Here is a 20,308-nt window from a genome sequence, read left to right on the forward strand (position 1 = left end):
AGGGTTGTCATAATGAGTTCTGTAATGAAATTTTCTGTTGTTAATGCAGTAGTGCTGCTGTTGCTGATTGTACTTACTGGTGTTTTTTATATGAAAAAGTCAAAAGAAATTGCAGTTGTTAATATCGATGCTATTTATAATCAGTCTGCCGCCGGAGACATGGCCAGAAAACATCTGAATGAGGTTAAGAGTATTCTTGAAAAAGGATATGAGGATGCGCAAAAAGTATTCGCAGATAACGCGAATAAAGAGGCGCTGCTTCTTGATGCCAGACAAAAACTGGAACGACAATATGTTATTGAGGAAAATAGCGCAAAAATGGTGTTATCCCGTGCGATAGATAATGCTATAGGCACATGGAGAAAAGACAATCCTAAAAATATTGCCGTATTGTCTTCAGGTGTTGTGCTTGCGCATAACGAGTCAGCTGATATCACCAAAGAAGTCATGACTCTGGTTGAAAAAGAAAATCTGGTTTTTAATAAATTACCCAAAGTGGAAGTGCACAATAAGAATGAAGAGAAACCAGAACAAAGTAAGTAATCACTAGATTCTGACGATTTCCAGAAGGGAGATTCAGCAGGCCAGCATCTGTAATCATTCAGATTTTCTGGCTTGCTGCTAAATATGGTTGCTGAGAAAAATAGCAGTCCAGTAATTTATTCAGATTACTGAATATAATAATTTTTCAGGAACGGTTATGCTGAAGGTAGTATGTTTAATCGACACAATTATTTGCTGTGTCTAATATGAGGTGACATTTTTATGATCACTGACCAGCAAGACTGACCCGTATTGATTAGCCTGATTATTGGCAACTTATTGGGGTAGTCATTTTGACATCGAATGGGGGAGGTTTCCAGTTAAGTTCACGAATGCATGATGATTTGCGTTCACATATCGAAGTGCTGGTTGACTATACTAAGGATTTTAAGATAACTCACTGATTGTAAGTGGGTTATTGCGAGGGGGATGATAAATGGTGTCCCCTGCAGGAATCGAACCTGCAATTAGCCCTTAGGAGGGGCTCGTTATATCCATTTAACTAAGAGGACAATGCGGCATGAGTATACCCGCTAATGGACTGCGGGGTAAGTACACTGCCGCTCGATTGCTTAAACCCTCGCCATTTATGCCGGGTTTTTATCATTTTTCTTAATGTTTTCCGCACGTTCTGCTTTTTGGCGTGCTTCTGCTTTGCGCTTGTTGCTCATGTCGTTACGAATCTGTGCATGACTCATTAACGCGAAGATAAAGGTGCCGCCGCAGATGTTCCCCGCTAAAGTAGGTAGTGCGAAGGGCCAGATGAAATCGCTCCAGTGCAGCGTACCGTTAAACACCAGATAGAGGATTTCAACAGAACCGACAACGATGTGAGTGGTGTCACCCAGGGCAATAAGCCAGGTCATCAATATAATCACCACAATCTTTGCCGCACCCGCTGCAGGAAACATCCATACCATAGTGGCGATCAGCCAGCCGGAAATGATCGCGTTGGCAAACATCTCGCTGGGGGTGTTCTTCATCACATCCATGCCGATTTTGACAAATGCATCGCGAGTTTCTTCATTGAAGATTGGCATATATTCAAATGCCCACGCCGCAATACCTGTCCCGAGAATATTACCCAGCAGCACGACGCCCCATAACCGCATAAGTAAGCCAACGTTGCTCATTGTCGGTTTTTGCATTACAGGTAGTACCGCAGTCACGGTATTTTCGGTAAATAATTGCTGGCGGGCCATAATGACGATAATAAAACCAAAGGTATAACCGAGATTCTCCAGCAAGAAGCTGCCCGGCACACCTTCCAGTTCGACATGAAATATCCCTTTTGCCAGTAATGAAGCGCCCATCGACAGACCCGCCGCAATGGCTGACCACAGTAGTGCCATTGCGTCGCGTTCCAGCTCTTTTTCACCATCCTGGCGGATATGCTCATGAATTGCCATCGCCCGGGAGGGGAGTCGATCTTCATCTATTTCTATTTTTTTGCCGCGCTCTTTTTCTTCACTCTCAACTTCAATTTCGTCGCTGTGTTGATCAATTTTGTCGTTGTCCATGGTCTCTTCTCTTGAATTAGCACGTATAGCTAAAGCGTAGCGGCTTTTTTGCTCGCAACTGGCGGGAGTTACTCTGAAAATGTAGAAAAGGCCGCGTTTGCCTTTTTCTGTTTCTATAGAATCAAGTAGCCTACAGGGCGGCGATTACCAGGCTATGATCAAATCAGCAAATCAGGGCGTCTGGACATCAGTTGACGTGCTGTTACAATCGCCCACACCTAAACAGGCGGATACGGTATCGTTCCGTCATGGATGGCAAACTGCATAAGCCATAAAAAAACAGGGAGACATTTATGAAGCTTCGCCTGTCGGCGCTTGCTCTGGGAACTACGCTTCTGGTGGGGTGTGCGAGTTCCGGTACAGATCAGCAAGGGCGTTCTGACCCGTTAGAAGGGTTCAACCGCACCATGTACAACTTCAACTTCAATGTATTAGACCCGTATATTGTTCGACCGGTCGCTGTCGCCTGGCGTGATTATGTTCCGCAACCGGCGCGTAACGGTTTGAGCAACTTTACTGGCAACCTTGAAGAACCTGCGGTGATGGTTAACTACTTCTTGCAGGGCGACCCTTATCAGGGGATGGTCCACTTTACCCGCTTTTTCCTGAACACCATTTTGGGGATGGGCGGCTTTATTGATGTTGCAGGGATGGCGAACCCGAAACTGCAACGGACTGAACCTCACCGCTTCGGTAGTACGCTTGGTCATTATGGTGTGGGTTATGGGCCATACGTTCAGTTACCGTTCTACGGTAGCTTCACGCTGCGTGATGACGGTGGTGATATGGCGGATGGTCTTTACCCGGTTCTTTCCTGGCTGACCTGGCCGATGTCTGTGGGTAAATGGACGCTTGAAGGGATAGAAACTCGTGCGCAGTTGTTGGATTCCGATGGTCTGCTGCGTCAGTCGTCCGATCCTTATATTATGGTGCGCGAAGCGTACTTCCAGCGTCATGATTTCATCGCTAATGGCGGCGAACTCAAACCGCAGGAAAATCCGAACGCGCAAGCGATTCAGGATGATTTAAAAGATATCGATTCTGAATAAGAAACAAATAAAAAAGGTGAGTCACAAAACTCACCTTTTTTGTTGTTATTCCTCAATTACCCCAAGTAAAAGAAGATAAACCGACAATGACCTGGACATAATTATGTAAAAATACTGATGTTCGTCATTGTCTGTTTCCGATATTCAGACGTTGAAAAATCAAAAAAACTGGACAATTTTAATTATCATAAAAATTAACACCCAATGCAGATAGTTGATTAATTTCATTTTGATATTTAGCCTGGCGATTTTGAAGCCTTTTTTCAACTTTATCTTCGATTTCCTTAAAGTGGTCATATTTATTTTGAGAACGGTCAACTTCGTTATCGACTAAAGTAGAAATTATTTCTTTTACATTATCGCGTCTAAATTTTGCATCGTCCACTTGAAAATTATATCTTATTGCTCGACCTAAACGTTTAAAAACTTCGTTTGGCTCTCTCAGTCTTTCCCCGTTGAGCTCGTTTACAACCTGATGATCGGAACCTGTTGCAAATGATTCTGCCATGATAGCTTTACTGCTTTCAAACCACGCTGAAGCATTCCTGGCTTTTTCACTACAATATTGGGTGAGACTATCACCATTAATACGAATTCCTCTTTGAATGTGGTAGTCGTCTTGATCGTAGTAACCGAGAGATAAGTAATCATTTCCGTTTTTATTTTTAATTACAATAGCGAGAGAATCGCCTTTTTTATCTTTACCGTACCAGGTAAATAAGTCCGTTGGTTCGCTTTTCCCATTCTCATCAAATTCCGTTATCGTATGTCTGAGTTTTTGTGATATCTTATTGAAGATAAAACCAGGATCTCCATCATATATTTCTTTTAATGCGCTGAAGATCATTTCCTTGTTATTGATATCATGAGTATTCTCTACTACATTTTCATGGATGATGGTTTGGCCGACTTTTTTGTTTTCATCGTTCGTAGGTGATTTTATTGGTTCTTGATTATAGATACCACTAGTAATATCGGCTGTATCATTGGAGTCAATAGCACCCTCATTACCACTAACAACGATACTACCATCAGTAAAGTCAGCATTATTTATATCATCATGAGTCTTCTCAACTATGTTGTCATTAATGATAGCACGGACGAGTTCTTTGTCTTTATAGCTCGCAAGTAATTTTATTGTTTCTTGGTTATCGATACCAATAGTAATATGGTCTGTATCATTGGAGCCAATATCAATATAAGCAACTGAGGAATTATTAATATTAAATCTATCAGGATTGTCGTTTCCTCGTATGGCGTTTTTTATAAGCGCAAGTAGATGTTTAACACAGGTGCTTATTCCTTGCTTACCATTAAAAAGGTTTTTGAGCTCTTGTACTAATATATTAACTTCATCATTGTTATTTTCATTGATGGATTCTGTGTAAGCTGCGCTGGTATTGTTGATTGAAATAGATGGTAGCATGATTTTATTCCATGTTGATTGATTTGTTACAAATATATATTACCTAATAAAATAGACTATCAAAAAACGCTCATTTATTTAGACCCTATCTTTAATTTGAGTGTATGAGCGCACAATAGCCAGGGTGGTTTGAGTATCCTGGAAATTCAGAAAAGTAAACTCTTTGAGAAAGACGAGCAGAACGCCTGAAAATAAGCCTTTCCCTTCAGGTTTGTCTGTGGATACCACTTAATGATTTGAAAGGGCAAGCTACCATCAGGCTGTTTGCAAAACTCAGGAGGCAAGCAATGAGGAAACAACTTTCGTTGAAGTGTGGGAGTTAAAGTCACCTGCATAGCAGGTGACTTTATCCAGGCGAACGCGTTATCAGAACGCGTAGTTAAAGTTAGTACCGAACAGCCAGGCTTTACCTTCAGACTCGAACTGGTATGGGCCTTCGTTAATTTTCACGCTCTGACCGTGCATATAAGAAACACCAACATCGACTGAAGCATCTTTATTAAATGCGTAAGTCGTACCTGCACTCAGCCAGAAACGGTCCTGGTCCGGAATGGAGATAGAACGATTCTGTGCCGGAACTGGGCTGTCATCAAAGGCGATACCGGTACGGAAGGTCCAGTTATCATCGTAGTAATAAGTGGTTCCCAACGCGATGCGGTAAGCATCTTTAAAGCCTTCATGTTTCTGGAACAGCGTGTCGCCACTCGTTGAGGTCGCTTTCAGCTGCTGGAACTGACTCCAGCTGGTGTAAGCCAGGCTATAGTGAATTGCCCACTGCGGATCAACACGGTTATAACCCGACACTTCCCACATTTCAGGCAGGTTCAGCGTCAGATAACCCGATTGCGTTGCGCCACCTGTCGCGGTAGGAATTGGCAAACCGTAGTTATTAAAAGCCGGGTTAAGATCGCTGCTGTAGTTACCCTTGAAGTCAATTTTCACTTCAGAGCGGTAGGTCAATGCGTAGCGGTTGTTTTTATCCAGTTCGTACAGGATCCCGGCGTTCCAGCCAAAGCCCCACTGGTTACCGTTCAGGTGAGCGATTTTGGTATTACTGTCGATGCCGTTGGCGGTAGCTGCTAATGCTTGCCCCTGAGGAGTCTGCCCGGCAGGAGATTGCATAATCTGACCAGCAACCAGCTGCCCCAGATCGCCTGCGAAACGTTCAATCTTCGCGCGAGCGTAGACGGCGTTGAAACCAAGACCAAAGCTCCATGCATTATTTAAGCGATACGCACCGCTTAAGTTCAGGTTCATGGTTTCAAGGTCGGTTGTACCCCCGACAGAGCCGCCTGCATAAGTATCGTTAAACTCTGTAGCCAGACCATAGTTAGAGGTAATAGAAGCGCCCCAACCAAATTGGTCGTTAATCGGTGCAACAAAGTGCATGTTCGGAACCCATGCCGTAGGCGCGATGTTATCGGCTTTCAGGCTACGGCCAGATGGAGACGTTCCGCTGATATTTACATCCGGGTCAATATAAACCGCACCCGCAGAAAATGTCGGGCGGTCAAACATGGTAATCAATGCGGGGTTACGGCTAACGTTACCTGCATCATCGGCAATTGCACCTTCCCCTGAATAAGCCCGGCCCAGGCCAGAGGAAGAAAATTCGTTTAACTGAAAGCCTGCCGACCAGGCCTGGGTGGAGATAAGTGCCACTGCGACTGCGAGAGCAGACTTTGTAAACAGGGTTTTCTGGCTCATGACCATAACCTCAATGATTTATTTTTATACAAACTATGTTACGTGCTGTAACAGGAGCGCGAAGTGTAGGGTCTGAGGTACATCTTAGAAATCAGACCAGTGGCGAGAGTATAGGTCGGACCAGCTGGAATGTTGCAAGTATGTTTCTATCTTTTTTCAAATATGATCTAAGAAACGCGATCCAGCTGGCAAAATTTGGAGGTGGCGCACTCATGGATTCGGGTGAATTTTGTTTTAGATCATTTTTAAGTGTGATTTCGGTCACTTATCCGATTTTGCAGAATTAACAACTGGAGCAGCACTTTCCGGAAGCGTAAAATATCCACAACGTTTATCTGGCACCTTGGGTGCACATACAGAGGAAATCAACGATGAGTAAATGTAGTGCTGATGAAACCCCGGTTTGCTGCTGTATGGATGTTGGCACCATTATGGACAACTCCGACTGCACCGCGTCTTATAGCCGCGTGTTTGCAAACCGCGCAGAAGCAGAACAAACGCTGGCGGCGCTGACTGAAAAAGCCCGTAGCGTGGAATCCGAACCGTGCAAAATCACCCCGACTTTCACTGAAGAGTCTGACGGTGTACGCCTGGATATCGATTTCACTTTTGCCTGCGAAGCTGAAATGTTGATCTTCCAGCTGGGTCTGCGTTAATTCCTCTCGGGTATATACGCCCCTGTCAGTTCCTGGCGGGGGCGTTTTATTTTCTCTTCTACTTTTCTCTCTGTGTCATAGCTCCCACTTTCCCTTTTCTCCACTTGGCTAAATGTAAAAAAATGGTTAAGACTATGATCAGGTCAGACCACTTTATTTATTATTTTACAGGGGAGTGTTATGGGTCAGGTTTTACCGCTGGTTACCCGCCAGGGCGATCGTATCGCCATTGTTAGCGGCTTACGTACGCCTTTTGCCCGTCAGGCGACGGCTTTTCATGGCATTCCCGCTGTTGATTTGGGGAAGATGGTCGTAGGCGAATTGCTGGCACGCAGCGAGATCCCCGCCGAAGTGATTGAACAACTGGTTTTTGGTCAGGTCGTTCAGATGCCGGAAGCCCCCAACATTGCGCGTGAAATTGTTCTTGGCACCGGAATGAATGTCCATACCGATGCTTACAGCGTCAGCCGCGCTTGCGCTACCAGTTTCCAGGCGATTGCAAACGTCGCAGAAAGTCTGATGGCGGGAACTATTCGAGCGGGGATTGCCGGTGGGGCCGATTCTTCTTCCGTATTGCCCATTGGCGTCAGTAAAAAACTGGCGCGCGTGCTGGTTGATGTCAACAAAGCTCGAACCATGAGCCAGCGCCTGAAACTCTTCTCTCGCCTGCGTTTACGCGACTTAATGCCCGTACCGCCTGCGGTAGCAGAGTATTCTACCGGCTTGCGGATGGGGGACACCGCCGAACAAATGGCGAAAACCTACGGTATTACTCGCGAACAGCAAGATGCACTGGCGCACCGTTCGCATCAGCGAGCCGCTCAGGCGTGGTCAGACGGTAAACTCAAAGAAGAGGTGATGACTGCCTTTATCCCTCCTTATAAACAACCGCTTGCCGAAGACAACAATATTCGCGGCAATTCCACGCTTGCTGATTACGCAAAGCTGCGTCCGGCGTTTGATCGCAAACACGGGACGGTAACGGCAGCAAACAGTACGCCGCTGACCGATGGCGCGGCAGCGGTGATCCTGATGACTGAATCCCGGGCGAAAGAATTAGGGCTGGTACCGCTGGGGTATCTGCGCAGCTACGCATTTACTGCGATAGATGTCTGGCAGGACATGTTGCTCGGCCCGGCCTGGTCAACGCCGCTGGCGCTGGAACGTGCCGGTTTGACAATGAGCGATCTGACATTGATCGATATGCACGAAGCCTTTGCAGCTCAGACACTGGCGAATATTCAGTTGCTGGGTAGCGAACGTTTTGCTCGTGATGTACTGGGGCGTGCACATGCCACTGGCGAAGTGGACGAGAGCAAATTTAACGTGCTTGGCGGTTCGATTGCTTACGGGCATCCCTTCGCAGCGACTGGAGCGCGGATGATTACCCAGACATTGCATGAGCTTCGCCGTCGCGGTGGTGGATTTGGTTTAGTGACCGCCTGTGCTGCGGGTGGGCTTGGCGCGGCAATGGTTGTGGAGGCGGAATAATGGAAATGGCATCAGCTTTTACCCTTAATGTCCGTCTGGACAACATTGCTGTTATCACCATCGACGTACCGGGTGAGAAAATGAATACCCTGAAGGCGGAGTTTGCCTCGCAGGTGCGCGCCATTATTAAGCAACTCCGTGAAAACAAAGAGTTGCGCGGCGTGGTGTTTATCTCCGCGAAACCAGACAACTTCATTGCTGGCGCAGACATCAACATGATCGCCAACTGCAAAACGGCGCAAGAAGCGGAAGCACTGGCGCGGCAGGGCCAACAGTTGATGGCGGAGATTCATGCTTTGCCCGTTCCGGTTATCGCGGCTATTCATGGCGCTTGCCTGGGGGGCGGGCTGGAACTGGCACTGGCGTGTCACGGCCGCGTCTGCAGTGACGATCCTAAAACGGTGCTTGGCTTGCCGGAAGTTCAGCTTGGATTATTGCCAGGTTCAGGCGGTACTCAGCGTTTGCCGCGCCTGATAGGTGTCAGCACAGCATTGGAGATGATCCTCACGGGCAAGCAACTACGGGCAAAGCAGGCTTTAAAACTGGGGCTGGTGGATGACGTCGTTCCGCAATCCATTTTACTGGAAGCCGCTGTTGAGTTGGCAAAGCAGGATCGACTATCTTCCCGCCCGCTACCTGTACGCGAGCGCATTCTGGCGGGGCCGCTAGGTCGTGCGCTGCTGTTCAAAATGGTCGGCAAGAAAACAGAACACAAAACTCAGGGTAACTATCCGGCGACAGAACGCATCCTGGAGGTTGTCGAAACGGGATTAGCGCAGGGCACCAGTAGCGGCTATGACGCTGAAGCCCGTGCTTTTGGTGAACTGGCGATGACGCCGCAATCGCAGGCTTTGCGTAGTATCTTTTTTGCCAGTACGGACGTGAAGAAAGACCCCGGCAGTGATGCGCCGCCTGCGCCGTTAAATAGCGTAGGGATTTTAGGCGGTGGCTTGATGGGGGGCGGTATTGCTTATGTTACTGCTTGTAAAGCGGGCTTGCCGGTCAGAATTAAAGATATTAACCCGCAGGGCATAAATCATGCATTGAAGTACAGTTGGGATCAGCTTGAGGGCAAAGTTCGCCGTCGTCATCTCAAAGCCAGCGAACGTGACAAACAGCTGGCATTAATCTCCGGAACAACGGATTATCGCGGCTTTGCCCATCGTGACTTAATTATTGAAGCGGTGTTTGAAAATCTCGAATTAAAACAACAGATGGTGGCGGAAGTGGAGAAAAATTGCGCCGCTCATACCATCTTTGCTTCGAACACGTCATCTTTACCGATTGGCGATATCGCCGCTCACGCCGCGCGACCGGAGCAAGTTATCGGCCTGCATTTCTTCAGCCCGGTAGAAAAAATGCCGCTGGTGGAGATCATTCCCCATGCGGGGACATCGGCGCAAACCATCGCTACAACGGTAAAACTGGCGAAAAAACAGGGAAAAACGCCAATTGTTGTGCGTGATAAAGCCGGGTTTTACGTCAATCGCATCTTAGCGCCTTACATCAATGAAGCTATCTGCATGTTGACCGAAGGCGAACGGGTAGAGCACATTGATGCCGCGCTAGTGAAATTTGGTTTTCCGGTAGGCCCAATCCAACTTTTGGATGAGGTAGGAATCGACACCGGGACTAAAATTATGCCTGTACTGGAAGCCGCTTATGGAGAACGTTTTAGCGCGCCTGCAAATGTTGTTTCTTCAATTTTGAACGACGATCGCAAAGGCAGAAAAAATGGCCGGGGTTTCTATCTTTATGGTCAGAAAGGGCGTAAAAGCAAAAAACAGGTCGATCCCGCCATTTACCCGCTCATTGGCGCGCAAGGGCAGGGGCGACTCTCCGCACCGCAGGTTGCTGAACGGTGTGTGATGTTGATGCTGAATGAAGCAGTACGTTGTCTGGACGAGCAGGTTATCCGTAGCGTGCGTGACGGAGATATTGGCGCGGTATTTGGCATTGGTTTTCCGCCATTTCTCGGTGGTCCGTTCCGCTACATCGATTCTCTCGGTGCGGGTGAAGTGGTTGCAATAATGCAACGACTGGCCACGCAGTATGGTTCCCGTTTTACCCCTTGCGAGCGTTTAGTCGAGATGAGCAAGCGTGGGGAAAGTTTTTGGAAAACAACTGCAACTGACCTGCAATAAGAAGGTCAAAGCTATATGAATCCGCGCTGAATGGCGGAGTGTTGCTCAAAATGTAAACGCATATTGACTATACTTACGCCATTGAGGTAAAAAACAGCGTTTCATTCGGTGAATGGATAAGGCACAATGCCGGCCACCGTTTTCTTTCTCTGGTTTCAGATGAAAGAAAACGGGCGAATCTGGTTAACAAAAGCGGTGCAATATGCAAGTTTTTATCATGCGTCACGGCGACGCAGCCCTCGATGCCGCCAGTGATTCGGTTCGTCCTCTGACCACTAATGGTTGTGACGAATCTCGCCTGATGGCGAACTGGCTGAAAGGTCAAAAAGTGGAAATCGAACGTGTTCTGGTGAGCCCGTTCCTGCGAGCCGAGCAAACACTGGAAGAAGTGGCGGATTGTATGGACCTGCCTTCCAGCGTAGAAGTTCTGCCTGAGCTAACGCCCTGTGGCGATGTTGGTCTGGTCAGTGCGTATCTCCAGGCACTGACCAACGAAGGTGTCGAATCGGTACTGGTGATCTCCCACTTACCATTAGTCGGGTATCTGGTTGCCGAGTTATGTCCGGGCGAAACGCCGCCTATGTTTACCACGTCAGCGATTGCCAGCGTAACGCTTGATGAAAGCGGAAAAGGCCAATTCAACTGGCAAATGAGCCCTTGTAATTTGAAGATGGCAAAAGCAATTTAAGCAATCAATGCCCGGTTACGTGCGCGTACACCGGGCAGTTTCTCCGTCATACAATCATTCTTTTTCTTGTCTAAATGTTGTTAATATTTAACAACTCTCGATAGTTATTATATTTTCCCATTATTGAATCCCGTAATAAAATAAAGAAGATAATGGTTTTGTGTCTTGAATATATATTTATTGATTTAATTAATATTAAATTTTAGCAATAAATGATGGTAAGGTTATTATAATTTTTTTTAGTGTGCTTTATAAGCAATTCATTTTTGTTGATTATAATAGTTTGTTTTTTTGTTGATAATTCGCATGTTTTTTTGTTGGAAAGTGGTGAAAGTATTTTGTAGATGTATTAATTAATAAAATCTACATAAAGTGTTTAAGTATTACTAAATTGAGTTTTTTTATAGATAAGACCAACATACAGACACACCAGAGAATACTTGTTTACATTCTATGATTATATTGGAGTGTATATGTTCAATGGCTAACTATAAATATCGGGCATAATATATATTAATTTTATGTCAGGTGTTTATATTATAACTCTTAATGATTTAAGGACAAATAATGAGTAAGTTTGCCAAAACAGCCATTGCTGCGGCGATGGTCATGGGCGCAGTTGTTTCCAGTTCTGCATTTGCAGCAGGCAACAACGGTACCGCGCGCTTCTACGGCACCATTGAAGACTCCCCGTGCTCTATCGTTCCAGACGATCACAAACTGGAAGTCGATATGGGTGACATCGGTGCGGCTAAACTGACCGGCGGTGGCACCACCACACCGAAAGATTTCCAGATCCGTTTACAGGACTGCGTGTTTTCCACTGAAACAAACATGGAGACCACGTTCACCGGCACTAACTACGCGGGGCCAGCCAACACAGATAACTATGCGTTATTCAACGTTGACAGCGGTGTTGCCATGAAGAATGTGAGCCTGGTGATCGGCGATACCCATGGCAAAGGTTATAAAGTGGGCGAAAAGATTGTTCAGCCAATCGTGATGGATGCTTCAACCAGCAAAGGTAAAGACAAGCAAACGCTGAACTTTAAAGCCTGGCTGGTGGGTGAAACCGAAGCGCCGGATCTCGGCCAGTTCGAAACCCTGACCACATTCCAGATTACCTATCTCTGATGTGACAACCCCACAGCGTTCTGCTGTGGGGTTTTTCAACGCGCAACGGATTTACGACTGTTTCACAAACGGATATGTGTATGCCTAATCACTCAAATTTTCGGCTGCGGGGAATCGCCTGCTATATTGCGCTGGCAATCTCTGGTGGATCAGTCAATGCATGGGCTGATGATTCCATTCAATTTGACCCCCGTTTCCTTGAGTTAAAGGGTGACACGAAAATTGATCTCGGTAAGTTTTCAAAAAAAGGCTATGTCGACGCGGGTAAATATAATTTACGTGTATTTATAAATAAACAACCCCTTTCTGATGAATACGACATTAACTGGTACGTCTCTGAAAATGATCCAACAAAAACGTATGCCTGCCTGACACCTGAGTTAGTGGCGGCGCTGGGGCTGAAAGAAGGGATAGCAAAAAGCCTGCAGTGGACGCACAACGATGAATGCCTTAAACCGGGGCAATTAGATGGGATGGAAGTCGAGAATGATTTAAGCCAGTCGGCGTTGCTGCTGACAGTGCCACAGGCTTATCTCGAATATACCAGCAGCGACTGGGACCCACCCTCACGCTGGGACGACGGTATTCCTGGCCTGATTGCCGACTACAGCCTCAATGCGCAAACCCGTCATCAGGAGCAGGGTGGCGAGGACTCACATGATATCAGCGGCAACGGTACCGTTGGGGCGAACCTGGGGGCATGGCGTTTCCGCGCAGACTGGCAAAGTGATTATCAGCACACCCGCAGCAACGATGACGACGATGACAGCAGTAACAGTACAACGAGCAAAAACTGGGACTGGAGCCGTTATTACGCCTGGCGGGCCTTACCCTCTTTAAAAGCGAAGCTGTCGCTGGGTGAAGATTATCTCAACTCCGATATTTTCGACGGCTTTAACTATATTGGCAGCAGCGTCAGCACCGATGACCAGATGCTGCCGCCCAACCTGCGCGGCTATGCGCCGGATGTCTCCGGCGTGGCGCACAGCAGTGCAAAAGTCACCATCAGCCAGATGGGGCGGGTACTTTACGAAACCCAGGTTCCCGCCGGGCCATTCCGCATTCAGGATATCGGCGACTCCGTCTCCGGCACACTGTACGTCCGCGTTGAAGAACAGAATGGTCAGGTGCAGGAATATGACGTTACGACCGCATCTATGCCATTCCTCACGCGCCAGGGGCAGGTGCGTTACAAAGTGATGATGGGGCGTCCGGAAGACTGGAACCACAAGACCGAAGGCGGCTTTTTCTCCGGCGGAGAAGCGTCATGGGGGGTGGCAGATGGCTGGTCGCTCTACGGTGGCGTGCTGGCAGATGAACACTACCAGTCGGCGGCGATGGGGGTGGGGCGCGACCTCGCACAGTTTGGCGCGCTGGCGTTCGATGTGACTCACTCGCACGTCAACCTGGAGCATGACAGCGCATACGGCAAAGGAAAACTGGACGGCAACTCCTTTCGCGTGAGCTATGCCAAAGACTTTGACGAACTCAACAGCCGCGTCACCTTTGCAGGCTACCGTTTTTCTGAAAAGAACTTCATGAGCATGAGCGAGTATCTGGACGCGAACCAGTCGGACATGGCGCGGACCGGTAACGACAAAGAGATGTATACGATCACCTATAACCAGAACTTTGCCGCTGCGGGTGTCTCGATCTATCTCAACTACTCCCATCGTACTTACTGGGATCGCCCGGAACAGACAAACTATAACCTGATGTTTTCCCACTATTTTAATATGGGGAGCATTCGCAACATGAGCATCTCGGTGACCGGCTATCGCTACGAATATGACGATAACGCGGATAAGGGGATGTACCTCAGCATGAGCATTCCGTGGAGCGACAGCAGCACCGTGACCTACAACGGCTCTTACGGCAGTGGGTCGGACAGCAGCCAGGTCGGTTACTTTAAGCGCGTTGATGACGCAACGCACTACCAGGTTAACGTCGGTACCAGCGAACAGCACGGCAGCGTGGATGGTTATCTGAGTCACGACGGCTCGCTGGCGAAGGTTGATCTCAGCGCCAACTACCATGAGGGGGAATACCGCTCGGCGGGGATCGCCTTACAGGGCGGGGCAACGCTGACCGCGCATGGCGGCGCGCTGCATCGCACTCAAAGCATGGGCGGCACGCGCCTGCTGATTGACGCCGACGGGATTGCCAATGTGCCGGTCGAAAGCAACGGCGCGCCGGTGTACACCAATATGTTTGGCAAGGCGGTGGTCGCCGATATTAACAACTACTATCGCAATCAGGCGTATATCGATTTAAACAACCTGCCAGAAGATGCGGAAGCCACCCAGTCGGTGGTACAGGCAACCCTGACGGAAGGTGCAATTGGCTATCGCAAATTCAAAGTGATCAGCGGGCAAAAAGCGATGGCGGTACTGCGGTTGCGTGATGGCAGCTACCCGCCGTTTGGCGCGGAAGTGAAAAACGACGAGCAGCAGCAGGTTGGCATTGTGGATGATGAAGGCAATGTCTATCTGGCGGGGGTCAATGCGGGTGAGCATATGACGGTGTTCTGGGAAGGCAGCGCACAATGCGAGATCGTACTGCCGAAGCCGCTACCTGCCGATCTGTTCAGCGGCCTGTTGTTGCCGTGTGAACAAAAGGGAACGGCAGCCCCTGATTCTTCAGCGCCAGACATTAAGCCTGTTATTCAGGACCAGACGCGGCAAGTCACACCAACGGAAGCGCCGACGTCAATTTCAGCTACTCAATAATCTGATTAAGGAACGATCAATGTCTTATAAATTATCCAGTTCAATGGTCGTCAGCACGGCGCTGGCGGCACTGCTTTCCACCGTCAGCCTGGCGGCGCACGCTTCGGTCACCCCGGACCGCACCCGTCTGGTGTTTAACGAAAGCGATAAATCGATCAGCGTGACGTTGCGTAACAACAACGAAAAGCTGCCTTACCTGGCGCAAAGCTGGCTGGAAGACGAGAAGGGCAACAAAATCACCTCGCCGCTGGCGGTGCTGCCGCCGGTGCAGCGTATTGACGCCATGATGAACGGCCAGGTGAAGATTCAGGCGCTGCCGGACATTCACACGCTGCCGTCCGATCGCGAAAGCCTGTTCTATTACAACGTGCGTGAGATCCCGCCAAAGACCGGGAAAGCCAACACTCTGCAAATTGCCCTGCAAACGCGCATCAAGCTGTTCTGGCGACCAAAGGCGCTGGAGAAGATCGACATGAGAAAACCGTGGCAGTTTAAGGTGACGCTCACGCGCAGCGGCCAGGACTATACCGTCAATAACCCGACGCCATACCACGTCATCATCAGCGATGCCAGCACACAGAAGAAAGGGCCGACCGCCGCCGGGTTTAAACCGCTGGTGATGTCGCCGAAAACGTCACAGCCGTTAAAGGCAAAAATGGACAGCGCCCCGGTGCTGACCTACATCAACGACTACGGCGCGCGCCTGCCGCTGATCTTCCGCTGTGAAGGGGACACCTGCAAGGTGGATGAAGATCAAAGCAGCAAAGGCTGATAACGGGAGAGCCAGGATGAAAGGATCGTGGGCGTGGTTGCTGGTGGGCTGCATCGGTAGTTGCTCCGTGACGGCAGGGAGCAAATCGGTGGATATGATTTTACGGGTGCTTGTTGATGCTCCGCCTCCTTGTACGGTAACGGGCGCGGAGGTGGAGTTCGGTAATGTTGTCATTACCAGAATTGGTGGCGTGAATTATAAGCGCCCCATTGATTACAAGCTTGTCTGTAACAACCTGGCCATGGATGACCTGCGTCTACAGATGCAGGCGGCAACGGTCGTGATTAACGGTGAAACGGTGATCAGCACGGGGATTCCTGGGTTTGGTATTCGGATTCAGAAGGCCAGCGATAGTTCGATACTCGACTTAACGTCTGGCGCATGGCTGCCGTTTAATTTCTCCTCGGGCGCACCAGCGCTGGAAGCGGTTCCGGTGAAACAGAGCGGCACGTCGTTAACGGCGGCGGAATTTAGCGCCAGCGCCACCATTGTGGTGGATTACCAATGAAACGGATCTCACTTCTTATGCTGTGGGGCTTTTGCTCCATGGCGCTCTCAAATGTCACTTTTCACGGTTATTTAGTGCAGCCGCCTAACTGCACCATTAGCGACGGTGAAACCATTGAATTAACCTTTCAGGACGTGAATATCGACGACATTAACGGCAGTAATTATGAGCAAATCGTGCCGTATCGCATTACTTGCGATACACCGGTTCGTGACCCTTTACTGGAAATGACCTTGAGCTGGAGCGGCACGCAGAGCGACTTTGACGATGCGGCGGTAAGCACGGACATCGCAGGCCTGGGGATTCGGCTTAAACAGGCAGGGCAGAGCTTTAAGCTGAATACGCCACTGGTGGTGGATGAAACGGCTTTGCCGGCGTTAACGGCGGTACCGGTCAAAAAGAGCGGCGTCGATTTGCCTGAGGCCAACTTTGAAGCCTGGGCTACGTTACAGGTGGATTACCAATGACGAAAAAACATGCGTTGGTTTTTATCAGCAGTCTGCTGTTACTGTGCAGCAGTACTGCTCCGGCGGTCGACAACCTGCACTTCACCGGCAATCTGCTCGGTAAATCCTGTACACCGGTGATCAACGGTAGTCTGCTGGCGGAGGTGCAATTTCCTACCATTGCCGCCAGCGATTTAATGCATCTTGGGCAGTCAGATCGAGTGCCGCTGGTCTTTCAGTTGAAGGATTGCAAAAGCTCTACGCTGTTTAGCGTCAGAGTGACGCTGGCGGGAACGGAAGACAGCGAACTGCCCGGATTTCTGGCTATCGACGCCTCATCGTCAGCGTCCGGGGTCGGGATTGGTATTGAAACGGCGGCGGGCGCAGCGGTGCCTATCAACGACACGACGGGCGTGACGTTCCCGCTGAATCAGGGCAGTAACACTCTCAACTTCAATGCCTGGTTACAGACAAAAAGTGGGCGGGATGTGACGCCCGGTGATTTCAGCGCCACGGCGACGGCAACCTTTGAGTATTTTTAAGATGAAAAAATGGATGATGTTTTTCGCGAGCCTGATATTGCTCGTAATGAGTGTAGGTACGCCAAAGAGTTATGCCAGGGATAAACTCACCAGCGCAACTTTTGATAGTGTGAAAATTTACTATGGGATGGGGAGAGCAGGTTTCACCACAGGAGCCTTACATGTCACTGTGTTAACCCCAGGCGAGGTTGCCTATGGGGTATACAATACTACCGGGTATATAGGCACTGACGCGAGGGTCGTTTCATGGACGGGGTCTGGCCCTGCGCCAACGTTGACTCTTGTTGACTATAGTAGCACTGATAACTCGTTTTGCCCTGGGATAAATACGACGCTGTTTCGATGCGCATATGAGACATTTAAAGTTACCGTTCAATCTGACAATTATGGCTGTCCGTGGATCGCCTCTTTTTATGAGGTATCAGATCAACATGCATATGGAATATATACTGGCCCAACGGATCATGCTACGGCATGCCCAACGATTCCGGTGACTTCATTTGATATTTCGTGGAATGAGAATTATGTCAGCCATAGTAAAGCGTTGCAGTTACAGTCCAATGGCTCGACCATCACCACCACGCTTTCGACCTACCTGATGCAAGACGGCAAACTCTGTGATGGCAGCGTTTTTGATAACAGAGGAGCATACTGCCGCGTGGTCTCGGAACTGTTAACCTTTACCTCTTACGGTTGCGATAAATCGACAGTAACGGTTTCCCCTACACGTCATCCAGTAACGGATAAACAACTGCACGATATTGTGGTGAAGGTGAATACCAGTAGCCGACAACCGATTGATTCTACGTGTCGTTTTCAGTATGTATTGAATGAATTGTAGTGACTCTGGTACGGATGGTCGGGTATCGGCCATCCGTTATGTCATGCGGTCATCCAGTTTTTTAGAATATTCGCCACCACGGGAGCGAAAGGTGCCAGATAACCGTCGACGGGGGTGAGTAATTCGTCGATAACCGCTTGCAGCAGGTCGTCATCCTCAAGCCCCTCTGAAGGGGCAATGCCATTAGCCCACAGAAGGCTGTCGGAAAGCTGCTTACGTTTTTCAATCAATGCCCGATTATTACGTTCACTATCGCCAAGGTTGAGTACCTTAATTGCATCGATAGCTCTCGGCGTCGTCCCTTCAATTCGACCACTGATCTTGAAGATAAACTCGGTTTCACATTCCGGCATAAGCGGCGTTAACAGCAATGGCTGGTTCTTATGCGAGTCGTCACACTGGCCTTTTGTTTTGCAGCTTGCAACGATATTCGTGAATTCCAGACTGCGAGCAGGAGCTAAATCCCTGGCTTCGACATGTTCATTAACGGTATCGCGGTTTGTACCTGTCACGCGATCGCAGCAATAAGCACAGAGATAAAATTGCTCCTGAGCGCACTGCTGGCTGAGATCGCCAACGATATCCCATTTTTTTTGCGCATAAAGTTCCTGAAACCACTGATTGGCATTTTTATCCCGTGGTTTTGCTCTCACCCACTGTTGCAAACTGGCCGGTGGTTGCCCTTTAGTTATTTCGCGCATGTTTAATTTCCTGTTTGCGCAGAAGCATTCTGGCTTTCACCAGTTCAAGATGGTTTTCAGGAAGTTCCAGGCTTAGCGTATTCAGAAGAGCGTTAGCGTTGATAAAGTCGTTTTTCTGAATCAGATCCAAAAGATCGTTAAGTTTTTCTGCCACTGTCGCATTGCGAATATCCGTATCCATCACATTCAAAAGCACAGTATTCGCATCTTGCCCATACAGAGACGGGAGCTGCGTTAATTCGCCATCATCCAGAGAATAAACCAGCACATCTTTGTAATCACTGATCACTAAAGGAGAGTGGGTTGTTAAGACAAACTGGCAATGTGGGAATGTTGTCGTCAGACGCTGGATGATTGTACGCTGCCATGTTGGATGCAGGTGCATGTCCACTTCATCAATTAATACAATTCCCTCGCCGTTTAGCGGGTTTTCTAACATCGGGTTCATCATTGCCAGGCGGCGAGCAATATCGCCGACTAACGCCATCAGTGATTTTTCACCCTGCGATAATTGCAGCACATTCAGTGTCTGGCCATTTTTATCTATCGACATATGCAGGCGAGGTTTACGCCTGACGCGTAAGTTGCTGAACCCTGGCATAAAGCGACTAATGGCCGTTCTGACGGCGGTCAACTGGCGATCCCGGGACGAGGCCATGATTGCCGTTAATGCATTTAAGACGGCGTTATCGAGATCTATCCTGGTACTGAGCTTATCCAGAACGTCTTGCGGTAAGCCCGATTCATTTTCTGCATCTTCGCGATTGCGAAACCACTCAAAGAAACGGCGGAAATCAATACCCTGATTCAGGGCGTTATCGTAGCCATCCAGTTGCAAAAAATTATGACGTTCTTTTATTTTCAACGGCACATCCAGCACGACACGTTCTACGGGATAGAAGGCGATAAGCGGGAAGGATGCCCCGCTATTCTGGGTGTATTGATCTCGATAAAATGCAGCCAATTGGCTGGCCTCTTGCAGGCTGGAGGCGGTGGTCGATTTTTTCCCACTGGCCGTTCTGGCAAGCAACCAACGGTAGGGCGTAGCGGCCTCCGTCGCTGGATGCGTATTCAGTACCTGAAGTTCAATTGTCGCCGAACTCCGACCGTTCAGAATAGCGTCTTCAGGAATAGGGCTACCGTTACCTTTTTCAGTACGAACTCGGGCAACGAACCAACTCAGGCTGGTTGCCAACGATTTTAATATTGATGTTTTACCTGCACCATTATTACCAATAAAAACGGTCACATTGCTCTTGAACTCCTCCACTGGAGCCAGATGAACTTCAAGTTCTTCAAACCGCCCCAGATTAGTGAGCTTAAGCGTGCGGATATTCATCATTGAGTGCCCTGCGTTGAGTTCTGTTTGGATAATCTTACACTTAACCGTCGGCGTCTGTCAGTGAAAGCG

At 48.6% G+C, this 20,308-nt stretch carries 18 protein-coding genes and 1 tRNA gene; 13 read left to right on the forward strand and 6 right to left on the reverse strand.

What is annotated here, in order from left to right; all coding sequences use genetic code 11:
- The first annotated feature begins 12 nt into the window (after positions 1-12).
- On the forward strand, positions 13-543 hold the full coding sequence (locus ACJHX7_RS07280; protein WP_000100042.1) for a hypothetical protein: 531 nt from the start codon (positions 13-15) through the stop codon (positions 541-543).
- A gap of 437 nt (positions 544-980) precedes the next feature.
- Here the strand turns inward: ACJHX7_RS07280 and ACJHX7_RS07285 are convergent.
- Together ACJHX7_RS07285 and ACJHX7_RS07290 are read right to left on the reverse strand one after the other, a co-directional pair.
- Positions 981-1,055: transfer RNA gene (locus ACJHX7_RS07285), tRNA-Arg, on the reverse strand.
- Positions 1,056-1,130: 75 nt separating this feature from the next.
- Positions 1,131-2,063 (reverse strand): formate/nitrite transporter family protein, encoded by a 933-nt coding sequence (locus ACJHX7_RS07290; protein WP_000368131.1) that lies wholly within the window; start codon positions 2,061-2,063, stop codon positions 1,131-1,133.
- A 293-nt stretch (positions 2,064-2,356) separates the two neighbouring features.
- On the opposite strand from ACJHX7_RS07290, the gene mlaA reads away from it, so the two are divergent.
- Positions 2,357-3,112: a phospholipid-binding lipoprotein MlaA gene (mlaA, locus tag ACJHX7_RS07295; protein ID WP_000776768.1), complete on the forward strand. Its 756-nt coding sequence runs from the start codon at positions 2,357-2,359 to the stop codon at positions 3,110-3,112.
- A 178-nt stretch (positions 3,113-3,290) separates the two neighbouring features.
- Here the strand turns inward: mlaA and ACJHX7_RS07300 are convergent, their stop codons facing one another.
- The gene (locus ACJHX7_RS07300; protein ID WP_094029669.1) at positions 3,291-4,538 is read right to left on the reverse strand and encodes a hypothetical protein; all 1,248 of its coding nucleotides are present in this window, start codon (positions 4,536-4,538) and stop codon (positions 3,291-3,293) included.
- Positions 4,539-4,904: 366 nt separating this feature from the next.
- A complete protein-coding gene (gene fadL, locus ACJHX7_RS07305) occupies positions 4,905-6,245 on the reverse strand; it encodes a long-chain fatty acid transporter FadL (RefSeq protein WP_015674710.1) in 1,341 nt (446 codons plus the stop codon).
- A gap of 371 nt (positions 6,246-6,616) precedes the next feature.
- On the opposite strand from fadL, the gene ACJHX7_RS07310 reads away from it, so the two are divergent.
- The 11 genes from ACJHX7_RS07310 to ACJHX7_RS07360 all read left to right on the forward strand — a co-directional run bounded on the left by ACJHX7_RS07310 (position 6,617) and on the right by ACJHX7_RS07360 (position 18,196).
- Entirely contained in the window at positions 6,617-6,901 is a 285-nt protein-coding gene (locus tag ACJHX7_RS07310; RefSeq protein ID WP_001296261.1) for a YfcZ/YiiS family protein, read from the forward strand.
- Between the two features lie 180 nt (positions 6,902-7,081).
- Positions 7,082-8,392 (forward strand): acetyl-CoA C-acyltransferase FadI, encoded by a 1,311-nt coding sequence (fadI, locus tag ACJHX7_RS07315; protein WP_000531921.1) that lies wholly within the window; start codon positions 7,082-7,084, stop codon positions 8,390-8,392.
- Positions 8,392-10,536 carry a fatty acid oxidation complex subunit alpha FadJ gene (gene fadJ / locus ACJHX7_RS07320; RefSeq protein WP_094029670.1) on the forward strand — a complete coding sequence of 715 codons (2,145 nt, stop codon included), beginning with the start codon at positions 8,392-8,394 and terminating at the stop codon, positions 10,534-10,536. Before fadI ends, fadJ begins: the two co-directional genes overlap by 1 nt.
- A 202-nt stretch (positions 10,537-10,738) precedes the next feature.
- Entirely contained in the window at positions 10,739-11,224 is a 486-nt protein-coding gene (gene sixA / locus ACJHX7_RS07325; RefSeq protein WP_094029671.1) for a phosphohistidine phosphatase SixA, read from the forward strand.
- Between the two features lie 567 nt (positions 11,225-11,791).
- A complete protein-coding gene (locus tag ACJHX7_RS07330) occupies positions 11,792-12,358 on the forward strand; it encodes a fimbrial protein (RefSeq protein ID WP_000032634.1) in 567 nt (188 codons plus the stop codon).
- A gap of 80 nt (positions 12,359-12,438) precedes the next feature.
- Positions 12,439-15,087 carry a fimbrial biogenesis outer membrane usher protein gene (locus ACJHX7_RS07335; protein WP_410231551.1) on the forward strand — a complete coding sequence of 883 codons (2,649 nt, stop codon included), beginning with the start codon at positions 12,439-12,441 and terminating at the stop codon, positions 15,085-15,087.
- A gap of 19 nt (positions 15,088-15,106) precedes the next feature.
- On the forward strand, positions 15,107-15,859 hold the full coding sequence (locus tag ACJHX7_RS07340; protein ID WP_000120674.1) for a fimbria/pilus periplasmic chaperone: 753 nt from the start codon (positions 15,107-15,109) through the stop codon (positions 15,857-15,859).
- Between the two features lie 16 nt (positions 15,860-15,875).
- Positions 15,876-16,367 carry a fimbrial protein gene (locus ACJHX7_RS07345; RefSeq protein ID WP_000678931.1) on the forward strand — a complete coding sequence of 164 codons (492 nt, stop codon included), beginning with the start codon at positions 15,876-15,878 and terminating at the stop codon, positions 16,365-16,367.
- Positions 16,364-16,834 carry a fimbrial protein gene (locus ACJHX7_RS07350; protein ID WP_000822661.1) on the forward strand — a complete coding sequence of 157 codons (471 nt, stop codon included), beginning with the start codon at positions 16,364-16,366 and terminating at the stop codon, positions 16,832-16,834. The genes ACJHX7_RS07345 and ACJHX7_RS07350 overlap by 4 nt, the downstream gene beginning before the upstream one ends.
- On the forward strand, positions 16,831-17,355 hold the full coding sequence (locus tag ACJHX7_RS07355; protein ID WP_000162156.1) for a fimbrial protein: 525 nt from the start codon (positions 16,831-16,833) through the stop codon (positions 17,353-17,355). Before ACJHX7_RS07350 ends, ACJHX7_RS07355 begins: the two co-directional genes overlap by 4 nt.
- Position 17,356: 1 nt before the next feature.
- On the forward strand, positions 17,357-18,196 hold the full coding sequence (locus ACJHX7_RS07360; RefSeq protein WP_012311634.1) for a StfH/YfcO family fimbrial adhesin: 840 nt from the start codon (positions 17,357-17,359) through the stop codon (positions 18,194-18,196).
- A 41-nt stretch (positions 18,197-18,237) separates the two neighbouring features.
- Here the strand turns inward: ACJHX7_RS07360 and ACJHX7_RS07365 are convergent, their stop codons facing one another.
- The gene (locus tag ACJHX7_RS07365) at positions 18,238-18,897 is read right to left on the reverse strand and encodes a hypothetical protein (RefSeq protein WP_022645929.1); all 660 of its coding nucleotides are present in this window, start codon (positions 18,895-18,897) and stop codon (positions 18,238-18,240) included.
- Positions 18,881-20,239, reverse strand: coding sequence for an AAA family ATPase (locus ACJHX7_RS07370; protein ID WP_094029673.1), 1,359 nt, complete (start codon positions 20,237-20,239; stop codon positions 18,881-18,883). The genes ACJHX7_RS07365 and ACJHX7_RS07370 overlap by 17 nt, the downstream gene beginning before the upstream one ends.
- Positions 20,240-20,308: the final 69 nt, after the last annotated feature.

Origin of the sequence: Escherichia sp. WS1451 (assembly GCF_046487365.1) — a bacterium.
Classification (GTDB): domain Bacteria; phylum Pseudomonadota; class Gammaproteobacteria; order Enterobacterales; family Enterobacteriaceae; genus Escherichia; species Escherichia coli.

What these genes read in the sequence shown, in the direction of transcription:
- mlaA (WP_000776768.1), top strand. Translation starts at nt 2,357, where the DNA reads ATGAAGCTTCGCCTGTCGGCGCTTGCTCTGGGAACTACGCTTCTGGTG.
- ACJHX7_RS07365 (WP_022645929.1), bottom strand. Translation starts at nt 18,897, where the DNA reads ATGCGCGAAATAACTAAAGGGCAACCACCGGCCAGTTTGCAACAGTGG.
- ACJHX7_RS07310 (WP_001296261.1), top strand. Translation starts at nt 6,617, where the DNA reads ATGAGTAAATGTAGTGCTGATGAAACCCCGGTTTGCTGCTGTATGGAT.
- ACJHX7_RS07345 (WP_000678931.1), top strand. Translation starts at nt 15,876, where the DNA reads ATGAAAGGATCGTGGGCGTGGTTGCTGGTGGGCTGCATCGGTAGTTGC.
- ACJHX7_RS07290 (WP_000368131.1), bottom strand. Translation starts at nt 2,063, where the DNA reads ATGGACAACGACAAAATTGATCAACACAGCGACGAAATTGAAGTTGAG.
- ACJHX7_RS07280 (WP_000100042.1), top strand. Translation starts at nt 13, where the DNA reads ATGAGTTCTGTAATGAAATTTTCTGTTGTTAATGCAGTAGTGCTGCTG.
- sixA (WP_094029671.1), top strand. Translation starts at nt 10,739, where the DNA reads ATGCAAGTTTTTATCATGCGTCACGGCGACGCAGCCCTCGATGCCGCC.
- ACJHX7_RS07335 (WP_410231551.1), top strand. Translation starts at nt 12,439, where the DNA reads ATGCCTAATCACTCAAATTTTCGGCTGCGGGGAATCGCCTGCTATATT.
- ACJHX7_RS07340 (WP_000120674.1), top strand. Translation starts at nt 15,107, where the DNA reads ATGTCTTATAAATTATCCAGTTCAATGGTCGTCAGCACGGCGCTGGCG.
- ACJHX7_RS07370 (WP_094029673.1), bottom strand. Translation starts at nt 20,239, where the DNA reads ATGATGAATATCCGCACGCTTAAGCTCACTAATCTGGGGCGGTTTGAA.
- fadI (WP_000531921.1), top strand. Translation starts at nt 7,082, where the DNA reads ATGGGTCAGGTTTTACCGCTGGTTACCCGCCAGGGCGATCGTATCGCC.
- ACJHX7_RS07360 (WP_012311634.1), top strand. Translation starts at nt 17,357, where the DNA reads ATGAAAAAATGGATGATGTTTTTCGCGAGCCTGATATTGCTCGTAATG.
- ACJHX7_RS07355 (WP_000162156.1), top strand. Translation starts at nt 16,831, where the DNA reads ATGACGAAAAAACATGCGTTGGTTTTTATCAGCAGTCTGCTGTTACTG.
- ACJHX7_RS07350 (WP_000822661.1), top strand. Translation starts at nt 16,364, where the DNA reads ATGAAACGGATCTCACTTCTTATGCTGTGGGGCTTTTGCTCCATGGCG.
- fadL (WP_015674710.1), bottom strand. Translation starts at nt 6,245, where the DNA reads ATGAGCCAGAAAACCCTGTTTACAAAGTCTGCTCTCGCAGTCGCAGTG.
- ACJHX7_RS07300 (WP_094029669.1), bottom strand. Translation starts at nt 4,538, where the DNA reads ATGCTACCATCTATTTCAATCAACAATACCAGCGCAGCTTACACAGAA.
- fadJ (WP_094029670.1), top strand. Translation starts at nt 8,392, where the DNA reads ATGGAAATGGCATCAGCTTTTACCCTTAATGTCCGTCTGGACAACATT.
- ACJHX7_RS07330 (WP_000032634.1), top strand. Translation starts at nt 11,792, where the DNA reads ATGAGTAAGTTTGCCAAAACAGCCATTGCTGCGGCGATGGTCATGGGC.